Annotated in this window: 15 protein-coding genes; 5 read left to right on the top strand and 10 right to left on the bottom strand. The window is 56.1% G+C overall.

What is annotated here, in order from left to right:
- Positions 1-105: 105 nt before the first annotated feature.
- From OSC10802_RS0124245 to OSC10802_RS0124220, 5 genes are all read right to left on the bottom strand, one after another.
- Positions 106-618 carry a COP23 domain-containing protein gene (locus tag OSC10802_RS0124245; protein WP_026098757.1) on the bottom strand — a complete coding sequence of 171 codons (513 nt, stop codon included), beginning with the start codon at positions 616-618 and terminating at the stop codon, positions 106-108.
- A gap of 533 nt (positions 619-1,151) precedes the next feature.
- Positions 1,152-1,673: a COP23 domain-containing protein gene (locus OSC10802_RS44760; RefSeq protein ID WP_232731744.1), complete on the bottom strand. Its 522-nt coding sequence runs from the start codon at positions 1,671-1,673 to the stop codon at positions 1,152-1,154.
- 746 nt (positions 1,674-2,419) lie between these two features.
- Positions 2,420-3,070: a COP23 domain-containing protein gene (locus tag OSC10802_RS44755; RefSeq protein WP_017719360.1), complete on the bottom strand. Its 651-nt coding sequence runs from the start codon at positions 3,068-3,070 to the stop codon at positions 2,420-2,422.
- A 715-nt stretch (positions 3,071-3,785) separates the two neighbouring features.
- Complete coding sequence (locus OSC10802_RS54795; RefSeq protein WP_017719359.1) at positions 3,786-5,783, bottom strand: sensor histidine kinase; 1,998 nt, start codon at positions 5,781-5,783, stop codon at positions 3,786-3,788.
- A gap of 396 nt (positions 5,784-6,179) precedes the next feature.
- Complete coding sequence (locus OSC10802_RS0124220) at positions 6,180-6,980, bottom strand: alpha/beta fold hydrolase (protein ID WP_017719358.1); 801 nt, start codon at positions 6,978-6,980, stop codon at positions 6,180-6,182.
- 248 nt (positions 6,981-7,228) lie between these two features.
- On the opposite strand from OSC10802_RS0124220, the gene OSC10802_RS0124215 reads away from it, so the two are divergent.
- Together OSC10802_RS0124215 and OSC10802_RS0124200 are read left to right on the top strand one after the other, a co-directional pair.
- Entirely contained in the window at positions 7,229-9,697 is a 2,469-nt protein-coding gene (locus OSC10802_RS0124215) for a M48 family metalloprotease (protein ID WP_232731743.1), read from the top strand.
- 1,253 nt (positions 9,698-10,950) lie between these two features.
- On the top strand, positions 10,951-11,550 hold the full coding sequence (locus OSC10802_RS0124200; RefSeq protein WP_017719354.1) for an RNA recognition motif domain-containing protein: 600 nt from the start codon (positions 10,951-10,953) through the stop codon (positions 11,548-11,550).
- Positions 11,551-11,688: 138 nt separating this feature from the next.
- Here the strand turns inward: OSC10802_RS0124200 and OSC10802_RS0124195 are convergent, their stop codons facing one another.
- Entirely contained in the window at positions 11,689-12,102 is a 414-nt protein-coding gene (locus tag OSC10802_RS0124195; RefSeq protein WP_017719353.1) for a hypothetical protein, read from the bottom strand.
- A 345-nt stretch (positions 12,103-12,447) separates the two neighbouring features.
- Here OSC10802_RS0124195 and OSC10802_RS50910 point away from each other — a divergent pair, with 345 nt between their 5' ends.
- Positions 12,448-12,636 carry a hypothetical protein gene (locus OSC10802_RS50910; protein WP_155968315.1) on the top strand — a complete coding sequence of 63 codons (189 nt, stop codon included), beginning with the start codon at positions 12,448-12,450 and terminating at the stop codon, positions 12,634-12,636.
- Positions 12,637-12,997: 361 nt separating this feature from the next.
- Here the strand turns inward: OSC10802_RS50910 and OSC10802_RS0124185 are convergent, their stop codons facing one another.
- From OSC10802_RS0124185 to pds, 3 genes are all read right to left on the bottom strand, one after another.
- Positions 12,998-14,092 carry an EAL domain-containing protein gene (locus OSC10802_RS0124185; protein WP_232731742.1) on the bottom strand — a complete coding sequence of 365 codons (1,095 nt, stop codon included), beginning with the start codon at positions 14,090-14,092 and terminating at the stop codon, positions 12,998-13,000.
- 142 nt (positions 14,093-14,234) lie between these two features.
- A complete protein-coding gene (gene crtB / locus OSC10802_RS0124180) occupies positions 14,235-15,167 on the bottom strand; it encodes a 15-cis-phytoene synthase CrtB (protein ID WP_017719351.1) in 933 nt (310 codons plus the stop codon).
- 186 nt (positions 15,168-15,353) lie between these two features.
- Complete coding sequence (gene pds / locus OSC10802_RS0124175) at positions 15,354-16,724, bottom strand: 15-cis-phytoene desaturase (RefSeq protein WP_017719350.1); 1,371 nt, start codon at positions 16,722-16,724, stop codon at positions 15,354-15,356.
- An 808-nt stretch (positions 16,725-17,532) separates the two neighbouring features.
- Here pds and OSC10802_RS0124170 point away from each other — a divergent pair.
- Positions 17,533-17,895 (top strand): response regulator transcription factor, encoded by a 363-nt coding sequence (locus OSC10802_RS0124170; protein WP_017719349.1) that lies wholly within the window; start codon positions 17,533-17,535, stop codon positions 17,893-17,895.
- A gap of 911 nt (positions 17,896-18,806) precedes the next feature.
- On the top strand, positions 18,807-21,731 hold the full coding sequence (locus tag OSC10802_RS41580) for a two-partner secretion domain-containing protein (protein WP_017719347.1): 2,925 nt from the start codon (positions 18,807-18,809) through the stop codon (positions 21,729-21,731).
- Positions 21,732-21,919: 188 nt separating this feature from the next.
- Here the strand turns inward: OSC10802_RS41580 and OSC10802_RS50905 are convergent, their stop codons facing one another.
- Complete coding sequence (locus OSC10802_RS50905) at positions 21,920-22,087, bottom strand: hypothetical protein (protein ID WP_155968311.1); 168 nt, start codon at positions 22,085-22,087, stop codon at positions 21,920-21,922.
- Between the last annotated feature and the right edge of the window lie 588 nt (positions 22,088-22,675).

Genomic DNA, 22,675 nt, shown 5'->3' with positions numbered 1-22,675 from the left:
CCGTACATGTACGGTCCCTACCGTGCGTTTTGACAAACGCTAGATGCTACATTTCCCTGATGGCGACGGCAGTTATTTTTTTAGAAAAAACCGCCGCCCCTGGCTTTAGAACTCAGAAGCATCCACACAGTCAGTGGCTTTAGTCTGAACCACAGGACGCCCGCTGGCAATATCCTGAATCTGGGGTTGCAGTTGGGCCATCACGTCACCGGCGTTGGTGATGCTGCTTTGATTGCCTTGAGAGATATTGACAACAGTATTCCCAGCATTGCAGCCAAATTGAGTGACGGTGCCCACACAAACCACTGTTTGATTGTTGACTACGCCGGCGTTAAAAACTAACCCCTTCGTAGTGTTCCCGTTCCGGCGCACCTGACTGTTCAAGCGATTAGTGGCTGCCGCGCACGGTTGTTGGCCGTTGTGCCGGTCTCCCCAGGTAAACAGCGTGCGACGGGTTCGGTTTGAAACAATTTTGGGAGTCGGAGAGGAGATATCGCAGGAAAAGGCAGCCTGTTGGCTGGGACGCGGCTGGTGGTATCCCGCTTCAGCTTTTAAGGCAAATCCACCGGTAAAAATCAGAGCACCCAGCACAAATTGAACCATGAATTTAGGTTGCATAACGAATCCTCAATCACTTACCTGATGTTTTACAAAAAATTAGGCTCTTTTATTAGATCAATTTTGCCGCCTAGCAAAAGCGCATTTAATCACCCCGCTCAGCGATGGCGTCCAGTTTTATCTAAGAACTACTTAGAGCATTCCGCTCGCCACTATTGCCCTAATAATTGACCTCTTTCCAGCCAGGAGTTCTGCTTTCTTTGCGCTGTTTGCGCTTGCTTTCCTCTGCAGCTTTCTCTCCTAATGACCGGAGTTAATTTACTGAGGTTCCCACTTTCTAACCCAATCTAGGAAAAATTTTAACCTGACATCACCTCTCTCGTTTTTTTTAGAAAGCCTCTAAAAATAGCCTAAAATTGGCTGTCATTTGAATGAAGTACGCGCCAAAAACCCGGTTTCTTTAAGAAACCGGGTTTCTCATGTAGAGACGCGACATATCGCGTCTCTACCGGGCGTTTTTTCCAACGCTTGGCGCTACATTTGCCTGACGGAGGCGGCAGCTATTTGATTACAAAGAACCGCCGCACCCGGCTTTAGAAGTTACCGAGAGATACCCCTTTCTTGCCGCCACTCTGAATCGCCGCCTCCCCGCTGATCAGATCGGAAATCTGATCTTGTAGCGGTTCAACAACGTCACCGGCGTTGGTGATGGTGCTTTGATTGCCTTGAGTTATGTTGACCACAGTATTCCCGGAATTGCAGCCAAATTGAGCCACGGTTCCCACACAAACAACGGTTTGATTGTTCACCAGTCCGGCCTTTAAAAACAAGCCCTGCGTAGAGCCTCCATTGCGCCGCACAAGATTGTTCAGCCGATTAGTCACTGACGCGCACTGTTGGTGAGGGTTCCGATAGTTATTCCACTCAAATAGCGTGCGATTGGTTCGGTTTGAAACAGTCTTGGGAATCCCACTGGAGGTGTCGCAGGAAAAGGCAGGCTGTTGGCTGGGATTGCTGGGACTCGGCTGGTTGGAGCCCGCTTCAGCTTTTAAGGCAAATGCCCCAGTGAAAATGACAGCACCCAGCAAAAATTGAGCCATGAATTTACGTTGCATTCTGAAATCCTCAATCACTTACCTGATGAACAGAAATGAAGCTAATTCAATCAGATTAATCCTCAGGTTTCCGCTAAGCTAAAGCGCAGTGTATCGCCCAGATAAGCTATGACCTTTAGTTTCATCTAACGAGTGCTTCGAGCATTGCGCTCGCCCTTATCACACTCTAAATTTGAACAGTGACCAGCCATATTGTCAGCTTTTTTATTTGCGCCGTTTGCGCTCGCTTTCCTCTACAGCTTTCTCTCCTAATGACCGGAGCGTATTCCCTGATGTTCCCGCTCGTAAAAACCATATAAAAAAATCTAGCTTGTTATATTTTTACAGAGACAAAAAGGAATTATTGTTTTTTTGTGAAAGGCGGAACTTAAGCAAATCTGTCCGGTCTTTATTACTTTTCTTGAAAGCAGTTCATACGCCCCTATCCCTAATATTTTGAATGGGGGCGCAATAAGGATTATTACGCGCAAAAGTTCGGCCAATAAAAATGGACTGGCTTGCCCAGGATAAAGTCAATACCCAGGGCAAATTCCAGCCCGATGTTCCCCTTTACGATATCGTATAGGATGGCAGATTCAACAGTAGGGTGATAGCCACCTGCCATCCGCTGGTGCCGGCTAATATTCCTAAATATCTAGAAACCGTATATGTACGGTCTCTACCCGGCACTATTCCAAACGCGGGATGCACCATTGGCCTGACACCGAGGGCAGTTCTCTGATGGGAAAGAAGTGCCGCTGCCGGCTTTAGAACTGACCGGCATCTACCCCTTTCTTGGCTTCACTCTCAATCACAGGACGACCGCTGGCCAGCCCCTCAATCCGATTTCGCAGCTGGTCGATAACTTCACCGGCGTTATAAGCGTTCTCTGGCTTCATGGTGAAAATCAGATTAGAAGAATTGCAGCGAGGTTGGCTGGCGCTGGTGACACAAACCACTGTTTGTGTGTTCACTGTCCCCACGTTAAAAATCAAACCCTTCAGAGTGCCGCCATTCTTTTTCGCCTGGTTGTTCAGCCGGTCAGTAACGGCTTGACAGCGGCTGAGAGGGTCCCAGTCCCCAAGCGTCGTTGTCCAAACAAACAGTGCGCGACCGGTGCGGGTTGAAACAGTCTTGGGAAGATGAGGATTGGAGGTATCGCAGGCAACGATTGGCTGGTTGCTATAGGAACCGCCGCTGCACGGACTGCTGGATGAATTGCCGCACGAACCGCTGGAGGCAACGCCGTAGGAACTCTCGTAGGAACCGCTGTAGGAACCGGTGTATGTACCGCTATATGTACCGCTTTGTGTGCTGCTGTATGTACCCGCCTGCTGTCCTGCATGAGCTTGTGGGGCAAAAGCGCCAGTAAACATAACAGCACCCAGCAAAACTTGAGCGATGAATTTAGCTTTCATGGTGAATCCTCAATCACTTACCTGATGAATGTAAATCGAACCGAAATAATGAGTAGATGAGAGCTCAAGGATATCGCTAAGCACAAGCAGCCTGACAGACTTAAACCGCTCAGCCATTTCCTCTATATATATCCTCTAACAAGTGCCTAGTGTCGAGCATTGATTTCGCCACGATCGCACTCATCCTTTAAACAGTTAACAGCCATCTCATCAGCGTTCTGTTTGCGCCTCTCGGCACTGCCCTGACGCTCTGGCTTTCCCTCTTATTGACAGGAGACGATTGTCTGGGGTTCCCGCCCGCTTAACAAATTTTCCAACCCCTTCTAACCGATAGCCATTTGTGTCTATTATAGCCTTTGACTCTTGAGTGTGTTACTAAACTTTACACCCCTCCCCCCAGACGAATACTAAGTGGCATGTATCCAGGGAGCGCTCTCCCCTTCCCCTCTCCCCCCTCTCTCGATCGGGTCTGTCACACATGCGAAGGCTGCGGGCTGTAAAGAAGAGAGAATGGGGGGTTCACCCACCAATTTGAAAGCGGAATACAGCTGAGAGCCCTCAGTTGCTAGATGCCACAGAACAGCTGTTCCGTTAACTTGGAAATTTCCTTATCCCTTTGTTCAGAACTGATAACTTTTTATAAATCTGTTAGGATCGATATATTTTAATTTTTGAGAGTAAAAACGACGGGGTGGCGGGCCGCAGCGCACCCAGTCTAAAGCGTAAAGTAGAAGGTGGCCCCTCGCTCCACAGCGGCTTCAGCCCAAATCCGGCCCCCATGCCGGTGAAGGATGCGCTGCACCGTGGCCAGCCCGACGCCGGTGCCTTCAAAGTCAGCACTGTCGTGCAGGCGCACGAAAGCTGCGAACAGTTTATCTGCCTGTGCCATATCGAAGCCGGCACCGTCATCGCGGACAAAGTAAGTCGGCTGTGGCGACTGCAGGCCAACTCCGAATTCAATCCGAGCCCGGGGGCGCTTGGACGTGTACTTCCAGGCATTGCCCAACAGGTTCTCCAGGGCGATTTGCACCAGCCGCCCATCAGCAGTGGCCACCACCCCGGGCGCTATCGCCAATTCCACCTGACGTTCCGGGTGCCGGTCCTTCAAATCTCGGGCGATCGCCGCAACCATTGCGCTGAGATCCACCGGCTGCCGCTTCATCTCAGCCCGCGTCACCCGGGCCAGCTGCAACAAATCGTCGATCAGCTGGCCCATCCGCTCAGCAGCGCCACGGATGCGCTGGAGATCCTCCAGACTGTCCGCATCCAGCCGGTCCGCACAATCTCTCAGCAAAAGCAAGCTGAAGCCGTCAATCACGGCCAGAGGGCCCCGCAAGTCGTGGGCCACTGAGTGGGAAAATGCTTCTAGCTCTTTATTCACGGCTTCCAGCTGGGCGGTGCGCTGCACCAGCGCCAGCCGGCTGAAATACCGCTCAGTAATATCGTCCAGCAGCCAGAGGCGACCGGGGACATCGCGCACCCGGGTGGGCGTACTCGAGATGCTCAGCACCTTTTGGGCGTCGGGTGCCGGCGCTGGCAGAGCCTGACTGTCTGTGGGGCCACCGCAGTCTCTCTGGCCCAAGGCGGCGCTCCGGCAAACCCACACCCAGTCGCGAATCTCGGCATCAGGCTGCGAAAAAAACCCCACAGCCTGCTCGGCGATCGCCTGCCGGTTGTCAGCGCTTTCCCGCAGCGCCGCCATCGCCACCGCCACAGACACCGGCTCCACCGCACCCGGTGCCAGCCCCAAGTGCCCCGCCGCCGCCTGATTCAGCCAGCCCTGATCCCCACTCTCATCCACAAACACCACACCCTGAGGGATCGTCTCCAAGATGGCACCGTAGCGCGCCTGCAGCTTCTCCAAGTGCGAGGTGGTGTCAGAGAACCGCAACAGAGTCCGCAGCGCCGCCAAGTTGGACTCGATCAGCTTCCTCTGGTGCGGGGGGACCGACGTGGGGCGATACCAAATTAATACAATTGCCCCGCGCAAACCCCCCACATCCTGAAGCGGCAGCACGGCTATTGACCTAGCCCCTCTGGCCACCAAAACCCGAGCCCCGCCCGGTGCGGACGCACAGTCGCTATAGTAAAAGCAGCGGTTTTGCTCTAGCGCCTCAGCAAACAGCCTGGGAGTTATCAGTCTGTCCAGCAAAGCGCTCTGGGGCAGGCACAGCACCGCCTCAGCCGTCACCTCGTCGAGTTGGCGCACTGCAATCGCCGCACCGGCACCCGCCAAGTCCCGCATTTTGGTCAGCGCTCCCTCCATGACACTCTCGGGAGTGGCACCCGTGCCGGCACCCAGCAGCGAGCCCACCGGCTGGCGCAATGCCAGCTCCCACTCCACACCCACCAGGAATCTCCGCGCCAGCACCCCCAGCACCGCTGCGCCCCCCACCGCCAGGGCGCAACCCCCCAGCCACATCTCTTGCCCGTACAGCGCCATCCCCGCCAGCAGCGCCACCGCCACCACCGGCAGTGGCAGCATCGCCCCAGCGGCAAACAGCGCCGGTGCCGCCAGCAGCTCCGGCGGCACTCCCGCCAGCAGGCAAAAGCCCCCCAGTGCCAGCGCCAGCCACACCACAGCGCCTCTAAACGTTGGCAGCCGCTCTGGATGATTGTGCGGCAGCTTTAATATGAATTTAAGATTTTCTATCTTGCATCTGAGATTAAAGGTTAACGCGCCAAACGCCCTTAAAACATTGATTTCCCGCATCCGGCTATCCGAAAATAAGTAAAACAATTAAACGTAAGTATAAGATAATCTCCAACCTGTAACGCCTGTTACAGAGGGTTTAACCAAAAATCAGATGTCTGTGACTCCGGTTAATTTATCTGACCTTGCGAGCTCGGTCACTCTTAAGGGTTAGGGGTGAGGGTTTAGGGGTTAGGGGAAAGCCCATGCCCCATGCCCCATGCCCCCTGCCCCATGCTCAATACCCAATACCCAATACCCAATACCCAATGCCCCGCACCGCATCTCCTCAACCGATGCAACTGGACATCATGTAATATAGTCCTTCCGGCATATCTCAGGCGATCCCCTAATTGCCAGAACTCATAACCGCCTCAAACCTATTGACTTAAAATTTCCCTTCAGCTATAATCGCGCTCACTTCTTCAAATACGCCTCAATGGCCCTGTTTACCTCTTCGGGCGCACTCAGGTGAGGCAAGTGGCCGGTCGCCGCCACCGGCATCAGCTGGCTCTTAGGTATCTTTTTTGCCATATATGCCCCCACCTCAGGCGGCACGGCAATGTCGTCGCTCGACTGTATAATCAGAGTCGGCACATTTAGGCGCGGCAACTCAGCCCGGTGGTCAGACTGGAAAATCACCCGCGCCACAGCCTGAGCGATGTCCGGGCGGATGGCCGACAGACCCTGGGCAAACTCCAGCGCCAGTTCAGGTCTTTCCGGGTTTCGCATGGCCAGAGGCGCAAAGCCACTCGCCCAAGCATAGTAATTAGATGACATGGCAGTGTACAGCGCGTCCAAGTCCGACTGCTCGAACCCGCCCACATAATCCTTATCATTGAGGTAGCGGGGAGAAGCCCCCATAAAAATGAGCCGGCTGAACAGCTTTGGATCGACGAGCGCCGCCAGCAGGCTGACCATACCGCTAACCGAGTGGCCGACCAGCACGCACTGTCTCAAGCCCAACTCAGCGCAGATCTCCAGCAAATCCTCCGCATAGCTGTAGAGACTGCTGTACCGGCGCGGGCTGTAGGCCGCAAAATTTGACTTGCCTGCTCCCACATGGTCGAACAGGACAATGCGATACCGCGATTGAAAAGCCACAACCTGATGCCGCCAAGCCGTCTGGTCAGTTCCGAACCCGTGGGCAAAGACAATCGTCTGCTTGCCACTGCCCAGCACCTGTACGTTATTGCGCTCGAAAACGGTCGTTGCCATGCCGGTGTCACTTATTACGGCCCATAGAACTTGCGCAGAAACCGGGTTTCTCAACCAAACTCCTTGACTTTTAGCGCCGGCTCTCACACCAGAAACCCGGTTTCTTTCATGGTTGTGCGTAAGTCCTAGGCCCAGTTCCAGTTTTGAGTCAATTATCCCTCACAAATCCTGCCTGCGAATCCGCAGTAATGCGGATTGCCAGCGCCCCCCGCCAGAGTTAGGGTAGTTGGTGGGGGAGCATGCCCGTTGTGCGAAGAAGCCCATATCAATGCGACAATGATTTCACGAGGGGGTGGGAGGAGAAAATTTTTGGCCAGCTGAATCCCGGCAACGGGATTGAAACGTTGGTGGCAGCAAAATTTTGTGAGCTATGGTGGGAAACAAAGCCACTCGCAGCCATTATGTCCTCGATTCCCGACCCCCTTCCATCCAATAACAGAGGCGCTTCTCCGGCCACTCCCTCTCTAGAAGCCGGTTTAGCGGCGCTCAAACAGGGAGATCACCCCACAGCCATCGCTCACCTGGAAGGCGTCTGCGAGATTGAGCTTCACGAACCCACTATCCTGCGAGCTCAGATGGGGCTCGTCCTCGCCTATGAAGGCAATGGCCTGATCGAAAGCGCCCTCGCCCTCTGTCAAACCCTGCGCTCCAGCTCCCAGGGCCAAGTCAAAGAATGGGCCGAGCGCACCAACGCCGGTTTGCGAGCCCGCTACCCCCAAATTCTCTCCTCACCCCCTCAAACATCCCAACCCCCAGCCCCACCAGATCCCACCGGCTTTGTCCCCTCTTCCCCCCCGCCGGCTGGCAAAAAAAGCCGCACCCCCCTCGGTTCCGCCCCCTCCCCACCGGCAGCCGGCAAGCAGAACAAGCCCCAGCAATCCCCCAATCCCCAAATACCGGCCCACCATTTTCACCCTCTAAACTGCAATATCAGCTGGCGAAATGCCGCACGCGCAAAAGATTGTAAGCCAATGCTATTAGCAAAGCAGTGGCATTTAAGGTTGCTGTTGGCCGGCACCCTGGCCGCACAGTTTTGGGTGATGCGGGCCATTTTCCAGTTCTTCCTGGCCACCACCAACGATATCTTAGTCAAACTGCGGCTAGCTTCGATTCAGGAGTTCTACCGGCTCTACTACGCCCCCAACCCGCCGGTGCTCGCCGCGATGGCCCTGCTGCTGGTCGCCTCTCCCTGGTTGCTGGACGCACTGCTGCAGCGGTTTTATGGCGCAGTGCCGCTGTCTGCCGACACCCTGGCCGCAAGCAGCCCGGAAGCAGTGCAGGTGCTGAAACGCTTTTGCCGCCAAAAAGACTGGCCAGTGCCGGCGTTGAAGCTGCTGCCGACCGCCGCGCCGGTGGCGCTGACTTACGGCAACCTGCCCCGCACGGCCCGCATCGCCGTCAGTCAGGGGTTGCTCGACCGGCTGGCAGATGGGGAAATTGCCGCGATTTGTGCCGGCGAGATAGGCCACATTGCCACCGGGGATTTTGCCGTCATGTCCCTGGCCGCGCTTGTGGCGAATATTCCCTATCTTATTTACTGGCAAGTTGCGCAATGGGGGGACCGCTGGCAAAACGCCGGCAGCTGGCAGGCCAAATTGTTGCGTTCAGCGGCGGCGGGGATTTCTGCCCTCTCTTACGGGCTCTATTGGCTGTTGCGCTGGCCTGCTCTGTGGCTGTCGCGGGTGCGGGTTTATTACAGCGACCGTCTGGCGGCTGAAACGACGGGCAATCCTAATGGCCTGACGCGGGCTCTGCTGAAGATGGCCGCTGGCATTGCTGGGGATGTCGGGCAACAGGGGAAAACTAGCTATCTGCTGGAAGGGTTTGACCTGCTGGTGCCGGTGGGCCACCGGCAGGCGGTCGGTCTTGGCTCGTGTTTGGCCGGCACTCGTCTGGAGTCGCTGCTGGAATGGGACTGCCGCAACCCCTACCGCCGGTGGCTGGCGGCCAACAATTCTCACCCCCCGACTGGCGACCGGCTGCAACTGCTGGCCCAGTACGCCCGCTTCTGGAAGTTGGAGACTGAGCTGGATTTGGGGGGTTCGGTGCCGGCTGGCAGTTCTGAATCTTTAAACCGCAAGACGCTTTTGCTGCTGGGCGCTCCTTTTTTTGGGGTGCTGGCCGGTTTGGCTGCTGCCTGCTTGCTGTGGCTGGTCGGCTGGACTGGCGTGCAGCTGCGCATCAGCCTGATCTCTTGGGTGTTCCGCGACTGGCAGTGGCTTTTCTGGGGCTTGCTGCTGGCTGGATTCAGTCTGGGCACGGTTGTGCGGTTCAATGCGTTTTTTCCGGAGATCCGGCGCTCTGCGGATCTCTCTGCCCCCAGTTTGCCGGCCTTGCTGGCCGGGCCGGCGGCTCTGCCCCTTGACAGCCAGCCGGTACGTCTGGAGGGCAGGCTGTTGGGGCGCACCGGCATTTGCAATTGGCTCGGACAGGACTTGCTGCTGCAAACTGCAACTGGGGTGGTGAAATTGCACTGCTTCTCGAAGCTGGGGCCGGTCTGGCTGCAGGCCAAGTCGGTTCGTCCTTGGGATCTGGTGAGCCGGCAGGTGACGGTTACGGGCTGGTTTCGCCGGGGAGCGACTCCTTGGATCGATGTTGAAACCCTGCAAGCCGGTGCCGGCAAAACCAGCAGGAGTGGCCATCCCATTTGGTCTGCGATTCTGGCCGGTGCGGCGGCGCTGTGGGCCGCCTACCTGCTCTCTCGCGGCGGCTTTTAATGTTTCCGCCTGATTAATCAAAATTTAAATAAGCGCGCGCTAACTTATACTGACAAATCTGCCCTTAAATTTATGTAGGCAATCAACCGGAGTTTATAAAAATTCAGGGACAGGTGCCCCGCTGTGAAAAAAATGTGAAGAAATATTGCAATTTCGGGCGCTCTCGTGTTACATTTATTCACAGAAAGCCGCAGTGAGAGGGTGGGCAATGCCTGAAGTTTGTTCCACTGCATTCTGTCAACCGTCTCGGTGTCAGGTTTTCCTTTTCCCAACACAGCATGTTCAGCCAGCCGCAGCCACCGGCTGGCCTTTCGCCTGCCGGCAGGGGGAACGGTGGCGGCAGGGGCAACAGCGTGCGTCGCTGGGGAAGAGCTATAGAGTCTTGACTGTGATACCTTAATGAAGGGTTTGAAATTTGCTGTGCCCTCGTTGCATACAGATGGGCGGGTTGCTGACGGACTTGAGAGTTGCCGTTCATGCAAAGACGGCTCAAAAGAGATCGGTTTCTTGGATTGGGAACAGGCAAGCCTGTTCCAGGTTACAATAGCAAGCGCCCCGAACCTCTGCGCTTTTGAGAGCGTTGAGGGGCTGGCAGCCCAACAGAAAGAAAAGCTGATGGATTGAGGGAGAGCGCTCAGGCGCTGCTTGCGCCCCCGCTCTTTAGGCTGACTGAGCAGCTATACAAAGAGTATTTGGGTCAGGTTCGCCCTATTTGAGGTTGACCGGCTAGTTTTTAGAGTCTTGACTCTGATAAGATTTAAGGAGTTATGAGAAGATTATCGGATTAGTAGAGACAGCGGCTGGCAACCCGAACAGGATTTTGCCTCGGGTCATTGGTGGTGCTACCGGCTACTGAGGGCGTCATATCCTGGATATACTAAAGGACGAATCGGGATGTTAGTATCCCTTTGGCTTGAGTTCCCGGCATCCCACGAGTGGTTGAAACGGCAGTTTCGCTTCTTGAGTGCGTGACAGAAATCTCCAAAAACAACATTGAGCTGCAATTTCCTAGAGATGACCAAAAGCTTGAATTGGCGACCTGACAGCACGCGGAAGTGTTTTCGGGTGCGGCGGACCGGCACAGCCCTACTGAATCAATGTTTGTGGAGGGGTGAGCGGCGCTGTTGAGGTTGGCCAGAGGGGCAGGAGGTTGGCTGGTGCGCTGCGCCGGGAGTCAGCACTTGTCTGCGGAGGGCCTTTGAGCCGGTTAAGGTTTGTTAAATTGTTTGAACCCAACTTTGGAGGTGTGTTCCATGTCGATTCGTCTTTATGTCGGCAATCTGCCCAAGGAAATAGACCGCAAGGAGCTGCAAGCCGTTTTTGCTGAGGCGGGCGAAGGCGTGACGGCGAAAGTGATCACAGACCGCAAAACTGGCAAATGCCGGGGGTTTGGTTTTGTGACAGTTAAAACGGAAGAAGAGGCGGACCAAATCATCGAAAAGTACAACGGCTACCTTTTCAAAGAAAACCCCCTAAAGATAGAAAAGGCTTTGCCTCGGTCTAAGGGGAAAGGAGAAGAGGACCACAGCCTGGCGGCAGCAGCAGCGCCTGCCACAGCAGCGCCGGTCCCTGCCCCTGTGGTCAAAACCGCAGGCGAGCGGGCAAGCGAGCGTGCAGGCGAGCGGAGTGGCGGTGGCGGTGGCGAGCGCGCAGGCGGTGGCGGTGGCGGTGGCGAGCGCGCAGGCGGTCGTCGGGGTGGTGGCCAAAACAAGTCTCGTCGTGGCGCAGCAGCACCTGCCAGCAGCGGCACCACCGCGTCTTCGTCCTCAGAAGCCACGCAGCCCGATCCTCGCTGGGCGCAGGAGCTCGAAAAGCTGAAGCAGATGCTAGCGGCTCAAGCGAGCAATCCCTAGGCGCAGCTAATGGGCGGAAGACTGGGGGCGCTTTGAGCACTTGTGCCGGGGAGCCGGTCGGGAACTTGGGCCAAAAGCAGAGTGCGGCAAGCGCCCGCTCCTGTCTTTTTATTGAGACTTGCAGGTCTTGGGGCAAGTCTAGGTTACTTCATGGGACGCCTCTTCGAGCAGGGGGACTTGCAGCCAATCCTGGAGGTAAGCTCGCAACTGCCCGGCAAATTCTTGCCGGTGCTGGAATTTTTCGGTGCGCACCGGCTTGCGAGAGGCGTCGAGCGTCCAGCCATAATCGCTGCTCAAGCGGAGTGTGCCATGCCAGTCGGATATGGAGACAACCAGCCCAGTTGGTGGGCTGCTGTGGCAATCTCGCACGCGAAATACATAGTTGAACGTATTCTGGCTGGCGGCGGCGACTGTTGAGGGCTGGCCAAATTTTGACTGCAAGCGCTCCCGCACCAGTTCGGCTAAACCTGGTTTGGTCAAATCTTCCAAGGTGCGAACTGCTAGGGTGAGGGCAAAATAAAATTCTTCTACGGGAACAAATTCAAGCTGCATGGGTGTGTGGGTGAGAGTTAGCGGCGTGCGCTCCGTGGCGTTGCAGTTGCCAAAACTTTCCCCATGATACAGTTTTCACCCCCCAGCTGCTGTAGCGGGGACAAAAGAGGTAAAATTTAATTCTGGATTTCTTGCGCAATCCTACAAAACATGATACAATACAGACATAGCTGAAAAATTGACAAACGCCCCGTTCAGCTCCGAACAGGCAAATCGCGACTTCAATTACCGCGCTTATTTTTCTGCCTGCCTCCCTTGACTTCCGACACGGAAGCCTACGGCTTTGCGAAAAATCAGGTCTAAAACGGCGAGAGCGATGCTGGGTAGGCGCACTGCCAGCTCAAAATGCCCACACCCGCTTGGGTGGCTCTAAAAGTTTTCACTGTCCTAGCTGCAGATTTGCGCGCTTCGCGGGACTGGAATGGCGCTGTCGGTATCTGCCTGAAAGCTTTGCGGGATAACGCCTCTATCACTTTTCTCGGTGATAGTGCTATCGTTGCGCTGTCCGGGGTTATGCTGGGTAATGTCGCGTAAATGTATCAGATTTATCAAGTTGCCCCGAGTGCAAATCGGTTTCTTCACGCCGATTTCCCTCGTTCCCAGCCTGAGCCTGGGAACGCCGTCCTGGAGGCTCTGCCTCCTTTAGGCAGATAGGAAGATTATAGCAGTATTCACGCTCGGGAACGGACAGCAGGATCGCAGGGGACGCCTGTCCTACGCCTTTTATCCCTAGGCCACTGATGTCCTAAGCAATATGACGGCTGCTATAAAAGCCTAAAAGCTTAATACAAGACCGGCTGGTGGCGGGAAAGTCAGGCGAGCGCCGGTGCGCTGAAAAATGCCTGTTCAAACCAATTCTATCCTCTGACAGTCCCAAAGGTTAAATTTAAAATAGTTAAGACGCCTTAGACATAGCAAAGCCGGTGAAATCCGCTCTCACCGTTTGTAGGGTCAGTTCCGGAGTGGCCAGACCAAATCCCTGTCCGTAATCCACGCCCAAATCGCGGCAGAACTCTATATCTGACCTGTCTTCGAGTCCTTCGGCTAGAACCATAATCCCCTCTTCGTGGGCGGAATGCAAGAGACTTTTGATCAGCGTCTGCTTCAGAGAGTGTTTGCTGCAACCGTCCACCAGCCGCCGGTCGAGTTTAATCAGGTCGGGACGGAACTCCAGGACGTAGTGATCGACTGAAACGCAGCCGCACAAATCATCTACCGCAATCCCAAATCCCCATTCCCGCAGGCGGTTTACGATCTGCGGCAAGTCTGGACAGCGATCCAGGACTTCCACTTCCGTGAGTTCAAAGATAATTTGTTGCGGTCGCAATCCCAGATCCAGGACTTGTTGAAAGTTCTGATCCAAAGAGTGGGGATTGTGTATAATAGCATTGGGCAGGACGTTGATAAAAAACGTTTGTTCAGTTTTAAGCGCTGCAATCGATTCCAGACAGGCGGCGCGAGCCAGCTCGTCAAACTCGCAACTCAGCTGGGTGGAGACAGCGGCATCAATTAAGTGTTTGCCGGTCAGACATTTCCCCTGATCGCTGGTGGCGCGAGCCAGACATTCATGGGCGACCACCTGACCGGATGCCAGGTGAAAAATCGGCTGGTATTTGAAAAAGATGCGCCGCTCGATCAGCAGTCGAAAAAACCAGGCGTTCCTGACGCACAGGGTGATGGCACTGAGGGGCTGAGCCTCGAGGAATTCCACCAGCAGAGTGCTGTCCTCAAGAGGCGATCGGGTCAGTAAAAACCGGGAGGCGGCTTGACTGGCTTCTGTCAGCAGATCGCATATCTGCCCGAAAACATCAGCAACCTGATTTCTGGCAACCACTCGGTAAACGAGTTGTGGAATGGCAGGAACTGGCTGAAAGCCGACGCCACACAGACTGTCGCTCGTTTCAATATCTTGCGGCTGAATAATTAATTTCAGGGAGTTGGTTAAGGCATTGAGCGGACGCACTGTGAACAGCCCCTTCATGGCTACCATCTTCTAAAGGTTCCTTCTCTAAAATAGGACAGTTTAGGATTTCAAGGCTGTGCTGCAAAACACAAAGCTAGTGCCGCCAGCCAACAGCCGTGCTGCTTGCTGAAACGCCGGTGGCTGGCGGTCAAGAGCGCGTGGCGGGCATTTAGAAGACTTGCGCCCTCAGCCAAGCCACCGGCAAAGTCAGCATCTTCCGCGCTCCGGGAACATAGGCGCGCCGGCGGAAGACATCATACTTGTTGCGCTCAATGGCAACCAGTATGTGGCTGTAGAGCATCTGAGCCGACCACACGGGCCAGCGGGCGTCCCGACTGAGAGCGCTAATGCCATTTTCCGCTTCGGCATAGAACTTGCGGGCTCGCTGAATTTGGAACCGCATCAAACAGCGCCACCTGTCATCCACCACACCGTTGAGTAAATCCTCTTCCGTGTAATCAAACATCGCTAACTCTTTTAGGGGCAGGTAAATGCGGCCCCGGCGGATATCTTCCCCCACATCTCGCAGGATATTCGTCAGCTGGTTAGCAATTCCCAGGGCCACCGCCTGTTCAGCTGGATTGGGATCGGAAGAGGCCGCTCGATTCCAGGGAGCGGTGCGGGGGGAGGGTTCGACTCCCATCACCGGCAGCGTCATCAGCCCCACCGTGCCGGCGACTCGGTAGCAGTAGAGGTACAGTTCCTCAAAGGTTTCGTAGCGGCTGCGGTACAAGTCCATGCCCTGTCCGGCAATCATATCCCGAAAGGGCTGAATGTCAAGGGGAAAGCGCTCCACCGTATCCGCCAGCGCCACATCAAAGTCTTCTTGCGGGTGACCGGCAAAGATCGACTCCAATTGGCGCTCCCAGTGGTCGAGCGTTTCAGGCGTCGTCAGGCGAGCGCGAGAGCCATCCACCAGTTCGTCGGTGCGGCGGCACCAGGCGTAGATGGCCCAAATCGCCCGCTGTTTGGCCTCTGGCATCAGCAGGGTGCCCAGATAAAAGGTCCTGGCGTAAGTGGCCGTAATCTGGCGGCAGAGTTCATAGGAGGCTTCTGGGGAAGCCAGCGGTTTCGTGCGGGGGTGAGTAGGCAGTTGCAGCATGGGTTGGGGGATTAGCTATCAGCCAGAAGGATCGAGTCATCAACTTCGATGTCGAGTCAGAGCACGACTGCGTCGGGGACCGGAACGAAAGGGGGACTGACAAGGGCAGCGTGCGGGGGCGGCTCGCGCAACGCATTCGCCCCTGCCGGCAGAGGGCGTGGTAGCAGCGGGCGTGTCTGTTGATGGCTAGGGGCGGGCTATCGCCTGCGCTGTTAGCTTGCCAGAAAGCACAGCCCCTTCCATACTGGCCAGGTAGCGCTGCATGGTGTAATCGCCGGTCAGGTAAAAATTGCTAATCGGAGTCTTCTGGGACGGGCGGCACTGCTGGCGTCCCGGGGTCGCCTTATAAACAGAGCGCGGCGTTTTCACGACGTGATATTTCAGCAAGCGAGCCGGTTGGCCGGTGCAGAAGTGGTCGGGAAACAGCTTTTCTAGCTCTGCCATCGTGGCACCCACAATCTCCTGGTCGGATTTGGCAATCCAATCCTTTGCCGGTGCTAGCACCAGTTCCAGCATCGACCGGTCGGGATTGGCATACTCCCGGCACGTGTTGCTCATGTCGGCATAGACGCTCAGCAGCGGCGAGCGCGAAAACAGCAGGTGATCGATGTCGGTGAGCTTGCGGTCAAACCATAAATGTACATTAATCACCGGCACTCCTTCCAGACCGTCCAGCTTCTTAAAGAAATCCAGCTCTCGCCACTTGGCCGGCAGCATAACTTTTAGGGGGTCTGCAGGCATGGCAGAGACATAAGCGTCAGCGGTGAACAGTTCATCCGCCGCCCCGCCGGTCCCCCGCAGCAGGAACCCCCGCACCGTGCCGTCATCGTTGAGCGAGATTTCCTTCAGCGGCGCATTTAGCCGCACTTGGCCCCCCCGCTCGGTGATATAGTCTGCGAGCGGCTGGCACAGCCGCTCCGTGGGCGAGCCATCCAAAAAGGCCATCTTCGAGCCGTTTTTCTCCTGCAGGAAGCGGTTGAGCGCCGTCAGCAATATCGTTGCGGAAATTTCGTGCGGGTCGATAAAGTTCAGCGCCTTGGACATGGCGATGAACACTTCTTTCTCCACTCGCGGCGGAATGTTTTGCATTTTCAGCCACTCCGACCACGAGTATTTGTCCATCTCCTCGACGTACTTCTGGCCCTGAATCATGGCCGGGAGCAGCCCCAGCCCGAAGCGTATTTTCTCTGGCCAGGTGAGCATGTCGTTATTGCGGAGAATGGCCATGACGCCGTTCAGCGGTGCCGGCAGGTCGGGGAAGTCAAAGCGGGAGTATGTCCCCGGATTGTCCGGCTGGTTAAAGATCATGGTGTGCTCTTTCCACTGCAGCCGGTCTTCAATGCCCAGCTCCTTGAACAGCTGCAGCATGTTGGGATAGGCACCGAAGAAGATGTGCAGACCGGTTTCGTACCAGTCCCCGTCAGAGTCTTTCCACGCCGCTACTTTGCCGCCCAGCACGTCCCGCCGCTCCAAGACTGTGGGCGTGTGACCCGCATCGGTCAGATATTTCGCGCAGGAAAGCCCTGCCAAGCCTGCTCCAGCGATCGCAACTCGCATGTGATGGTACTGCCTTTCGAGGTTCTTTAGATTTTCTTAAGGTATCTTTTACCCGTCTCTCATTATAACTTTGCAAACCGTTACATAAACCAAGGGCTGTCGCATTTCGCCGCCCCCGACCGGGCCCGAGCCGGGCCCGACCCGGGCCCGACAGGGCGGAGTCGATAAATTCTCCCCCTTGGAACATTAATTTTAATTTAAAATTAAGAATCTATAATCAAAAATTAACCAAACCCCCCAAACCCGCTTCCTGCAGTGTCCCTCGCTTCACAAATCGCAATTTGGCACACCCTAAAATTGTCTGAGAATGGAGGGAGCGCGGTGAACCGAGGCGGCCCTCCGGGGACAGGTCTGCGTAGGGGCGGCCCCCCGTGGCCGGCCCGTGGCGGCTCCATGCGCCCCGGATGCCAAACAGTTTTTGGCACTTGGGAGCGGACAGTGGGAAATCTAACTGTGGGAGGAGGCTATGGTGGCGGCATCGTCTGCAGGAAGTTCACGGTGCCGGTTGCAACTGATCGATACTTGCCAGACGCGCCAAGCGCGAGAATCCGGGCGGGCCCGTCCGGGGCTGGAGAGCGCCCCTTGCGCTGAGCCTCGCCCCCACCCCGTTGCGTCCGGGCGAGGTCTTGGCCTGTCTGGAGGAGCGGGAGCGCAACGCGCACGCCCCCCTGTAGCGGAATCACCGCTCCCTCTAGACCCCTCTGAGCTGTCTAGCGGGGCGATCTGGCCAGTCTCCAGACAGCATACCGGCATTGCGGGGAATCAACCACGGCCTTAACCTTTCCAACCAGCAATTAGGTAGGGAGTTATGAGTACAGTTCTGATTGTGGATGACAGTTTGACACTGCGGCAAATCGTCGCCGACATTCTCAAACGAAGCGGACTGGATGTTATCGAAGCCTCTGATGGCCTCGAAGCCAAAGAACAAATTCAGGCGAGCTGCCCCGATTTAGTAATCACAGATATTGTTATGCCCCGCATGAACGGCTACGAACTGTGCCGGTGGCTAAAAAACAACCCAAAAGCCCAAAATATCCCCGTCGTAATGTGCACCAGCAAAAGCGAAGAGTTCGACCGCTACTGGGGGATGAAGCAAGGTGCTGATGCCTACATCGCCAAACCCTTCCGCCCGACAGAACTGCTCGAAACTGTCAGACAGCTGCTGCGCTAGCTGTCGGGAGTGTGGCGCTGATTGCCAGTCCAGGTATCTGCCTGCTATATTATCACTTCAGAAGGGGAACAGTGAGAAAGGCTAGGAGTGCCAGCTAATTTTGAATTTTTAACAGACACTTCTTAATTTAAAATTTATAGCAGTATGCACTTAGGTTAGTACATGGGCATCATCGCATAGGGCATTGGGCATCATCGCATTGGGCATTGCTGTGAGTCTTTCCCATGCGCATGAGCCCGATGCGCATGAGCCCCATAAACCATGTCATTAATCTCTTAACCAATATGACTACTGCTATACAAGTCATCCCTAGCCTCAACAGCGCCCCCAGATACCAACCCCTGCAGCCGCCGGTGTGGTAACTCTACCTATTGTGGATTTTAGATTTTAGATTCCGGAGTGAAAAACGCGGCATTAAAGCGTTCTAATCCCTATTTAGCAACCCCTAATTGTGATTTTGATAGCAGCAGTCATATTGGTTAGGACACGCTATGGCCCAATTGCCGGCTGCTATATCAGCGGTTAGGGGCGGGTTTATCGGTGTTATAGCGGTGTGGCACAGGTTGTGGGTGAACCCGCTCCTACATCATGTTAAACCCCTTGTCCTAACCTAAGTGCCTACTGCTATAAAAGGTGGCAGTAAAGCCTTTTAAGCTAGGGCGTTATTGGCGGTTGATTATAAAATTAATCAATCTTATGGAAGAGAGAGCTAAAGCTGACACCCGCGCTCCCGTGGCCGGCCCCGGTTGCTGGCTCTTTTACGTTTTCTTTATAAAACAACTCTCAGAGCGGGTTTCATTCGTGCCGGAGGCAAGCTGTGTTGGAAAATGTGCTATTATATATAATGTGCGGATTGAGTAAGTGTGAATCCCTATGAGGGATTGAAATTTCAGGGAAGTGGCAGGCACCAAATGTCGCATATCAGTGAGATGAACTTCTCTCTCTTCCCCCCCTTCCCGGTGGCGGGGAGGGGCGTAAGGGGTGGGGTTCGCCGGCGGAGAGCGATCGGCTGGAAATTAGGCTTGTGCGGCTGCCTGCTGGCGGCGGGGAATGCGGTATTTTTCCCCACCGGCACACCGGCGCAAACCGCCCCAGACGCCACGCTGCCGGTCAACTCTGCCGTCACCGCAAATGGCAATACCATCACCATCACCGGCGGCACCGTTAAGGGCAGCAACCTCTTCCACAGTTTTGAACAATTTTCCCTCCCCACCGGCAGGACAGCTCACTTCAATAATGCCCCGGACATTCAAAACATCCTCACGCGCGTGACAGGGCGGTCAATTTCTCACATTGACGGCACCATTCAAGCCAACGGCAGCGCCAACGTCTTCGTGCTCAATCCCAACGGCATTATTTTTGGCCCCAACGCCAGGCTCAACATTGGCGGCTCCTTCATCGCCAGCACGGCACAGGGGCTGAACTTTGCTGACGGCAGCGTTTTCAGCGCCGCCAACCCCCAAAACCCGCCCCTGCTCACCGTCAGCGTGCCGGTTGGCTTGCAGTTTGAGGCAAATCCGGGAAGGATTCTCGTGCGGGGAGGGGGAAGGGAAACGACATCCGGCGGGGGTGACACGAGTGGCGGTTTGCGCGCCGCACCGGCACAAACCCTGGCCCTGGTTGGCTCAAATGTCGCCCTCGAAGGCGGAACTCTCAAGACAGCTGGGGGGCGGATTGAGATCGGCAGTGTCGCCGGTGCCGGCACAGTCAGCCTCACCCCGGCAGAGAAAGGCTTTTCCTTGGGATATGAGGGCGTCCCTGCCTTTGGCGACATTCAACTTTCCGGGGAGGCGTCCGCCGATGCTAGCGGTGCCGGTGGCGGCGATGTCCAAGTTACAGGCCGGCGGGTGACGCTGACCGGCGGCTCGGCGATTGAAGCCAACACCTGGGGCTCACAAGCAGGTGGCACACTTAAAGTGCAAGCCTCCGAGTTAGTAGAGCTGGCCGGCACATCATCAGACGGTTCTATTCCGAGCGCTTTATCCGCTGAAGTGAGGCCGGCTGCCACCGGGAGAGGAGGCAATTTAACTGTGGTAACGGGGAGGTTAATCGTTCGCGGCGGGGCGCTGGTATCCGCTGCCACACGGGGTGAGGGGGCAGCCGGCAGCCTGACGGTGAGGGCTTCTGAATCGGTGGAGCTGGCTGGAGAATCAGCGGTTGGGGGGCGAATCAGCGGCTTGTCGGCTCAGGTTGCGCCAGGAGCCACCGGCGCTGGGGGGAATTTAACCGTGGAAACGGGCCGGTTAATCATCCGGGATGGCGCAGCCGTGTCATCAGCGACCTTTGGGGCGGGGAAGGGGGGAAACCTGACCGCACGCGCCTCCGAGTCAGTAGAAGTGACCGGCGCGACAGCCAGCAGCCGGTTTGCCAGCGCCCTGTCCGCTCAAGTCGAGACAGGAGCCACCGGCGCTGGGGGAAATGTCACTGTAGAAACGGGGCGTTTAATCGTTCGAGATGGGGCGCAGGTGTCATCTGGCTCCTTGGGTTTGGGACAGGGGGGGAGCTTGGCGGTGAGGGCAACCCATTCAGTCGAACTGAGCGGAACCTCAGCAAACGGCATTTCTAGCGGATTAGTTGCCGAAGCCCAAGGAGATGCCGGTGCGGGGGACTTGACGGTTGAAACCGGGCGGCTGACTGTGAGGAATGGAGCGGCGGCGGTCACAAGTTCTTTGGGTGCCGGCAAGTCGGGAAACCTGACGGTGAGAGCTTCTGAATCTGTGGAGCTGAGCGGCGTCGCTGGAGAGCGTCCGAGCGGCTTGCTCACCCGCTCTTTCGGCACTGGAGATGCTGGGGACTTGACGATTGAGACGCAGCGGCTGGCTGTCCGAGGTGGGGCGCGGGTGTCAGCGTCTACTTTTCAGGGCAAGGGGGGAACGGTGACGGTGAGGGCCAAGGAGTCTGTGGAATTGAGTGGCTCCGCAACCGCACCAGATGGAGAGATTAACAGTGGGCTGTTCGCTCAAACGGTTGGGCCTGGAGATGCGGGCAACTTGAGCGTTGAAACCGGACGGCTGAGTGTTAGCAGTGGGGCGGAAGTCAGGGTGAACGCCACCGATATCATGGGAAGCGGCATGTCAGGAGCCGCCGGCAACCTGGAGATACAAGCCGGCTCTATCCGTCTCGACAGCGGAGAGCTCGCCGCCAGAACCATTTCCGGCAAGGGCGGCAATATCCGCCTGCTGGCGCGGGAGGTGCTGCTGCTGCGACACAACAGTTCTATCTCTACTGAAGCAGGCAGCGAAGGGAGTCCCGGAACCGGCGGAAGTATCGCTATCCAAACCGGCGCTCTCGCGGCGCTGGAAAATAGCGACATCGACGCCAACGCCTTCCAAGGGCGGGGCGGTGAGGTGAGGGTTGACGCTCGCTCTATCTTTGGCGCACAAGCGAGAGCGCAGCAGGACGACCGAACCAGTGACATCACAGCCAGCTCTACCGGCGGACCGCAGTTGAGCGGCACTGTAGAAATTAACACCCCGGACGCTCACCCCACCCAGGGGTTGGTGGAATTGCCAGAAAACCCCGTCGATGCCGCCGGGCTGATTGACCGGAACCCCTGTGCGCTGGGCAAGGGCAGCAGCTTCGCCGTCACCGGTTCTGGGGGCTTGCCCCCCTCCCCCAGCGACGCCCTGAGCAGCAATTCTGTTTGGGAGGACTGGGGGACAGCTGTTGCGGGTGAGGTGGGGGGGCGGGGCGCTGCCGGTGGGGCGGTGCTGCCGGTGCGGCAAGAGATTGTGGAAGCGCAAGAATGGGAGATCGGTGCCGGTGGCGAGGTGATTCTGACCGGGAGCATTCCGGTTTTGCATTCGCGGGTGCCGGGGTCCTGCCCTCTGCGATAGCCGGTGCTGTTGCTCATTAGGGTGAGGCTGTGATAGGGGGTTTATTAATGAACTGCCAAGACGCCAAGGACGCCAAGAAGAAAGAGGGAAATACATACAACGAAATATATTTGTCAACCCGCCCCGGCACAGCGAAAATCCTCTGCAAACTTTTTGTCTTTCTCCCTTTGCAATTGGCAGGATTTGTGTTAGATTAGGAACAATGGGATAGGTGTGCGCATATAAGGTCGGGAACTGTGGCCAACCGGCACCGGCAGGCATTCAAATATGACGCGAAAATACTGTTGTGCCTGTCGCTCCCTGCGATAGCGCCCAAATTTTATATCTGGAAACCGAGTCTCTATCGCAATAGGCACTTAGGTTAGGACATAAACATCTTCCAATTATCCCCTGGAGGCATTAGGGGATGGGGTATTGCTGCTTATCGGGTGGGGCATGGCCCACGCGCGATGCCATGAATGTCCTAACCTATATGAAATACTGCGCTAGCGCTGCGCCAGACATGCGCCAGGTTTCTGATTTGGGTAAGGACATAGCACCGGCTTTCCCTCTGGTTCCCACAAACCCAGGTTATCACAAGTTGAGGGAAGGGCGCGGGCTTCTTTTGTGTGAGGGGAGCCGCCTCAGGGATTTTTCGGCTTCATGTGAGGTAGGCGGTTCCCCTCACGCATATGATCCCCCCGCTGTAAGGCGCGCCGGGAAAAACTTGGGCACCATCGCACGATCGCAAAGATGAATCCTGCGATAGCGCCCAAATTTTATATCTGGAAACCGAGTCTCTATCGCAATAGGCACTTAGGTTAGGACATAAACATCTTCCAATTATCCCCTGGAGGCATTAGGGGATGGGGTATTGCTGCTTATCGGGTGGGGCATGGCCCACGCGCGATGCCATGAATGTCCTAACCTATATGAAATACTGCGCTAGCGCTGCGCCAGACATG

The organism is Kamptonema formosum PCC 10802, from assembly GCF_000332335.1.
Lineage (GTDB): Bacteria > Cyanobacteriota > Cyanobacteriia > Cyanobacteriales > Oscillatoriaceae > Oscillatoria.
The sequence above is the reverse complement of the archived record's forward strand: the minus strand, read 5'-3'. Positions and strand labels throughout refer to the sequence as shown.